At 43.3% G+C, this 263-nt stretch carries 1 protein-coding gene; it reads left to right on the top strand.

Annotated elements, in window-relative coordinates; all coding sequences use genetic code 11:
- Positions 1–15 precede the first annotated feature (15 nt).
- The coding region (locus tag AAEY83_RS15990) for a hypothetical protein (RefSeq protein ID WP_351060548.1) at positions 16–263 on the top strand (248 nt) is incomplete at its 3' end.

Raw genomic sequence — 263 nt, 5'->3', positions numbered from 1 at the left:
CAATTACGAACCAGCATGCGTAAGCGTAGTGACTTCAAAGGTGATGTTTACGGATTAGGCTTTAATACAGAGCAAGTGAATATTATCGGCGAAACAATTTGGGATATTCAGGCAGGTTATGACTTCTCTGAAGCAGGGGTTGAGAGCCTTGAAGGTTTATCAATTCAGTTCCAAGTTCAAAACTTAACAGAAGAGCCGTTCACATCGCTTTCTGGCGATAACGCGCTACAAGTTCGCGACTACCAAGATTACGGTCGCACTTA

Origin of the sequence: Psychrobacter sp. TB20-MNA-CIBAN-0197, from assembly GCF_040309765.1 — a bacterium.
In the GTDB taxonomy this organism is placed as follows: domain Bacteria; phylum Pseudomonadota; class Gammaproteobacteria; order Pseudomonadales; family Moraxellaceae; genus Psychrobacter; species Psychrobacter submarinus.
Note: the sequence above shows the minus strand (reverse complement) of the source record. Positions and strands in the feature narration are given on the sequence as shown.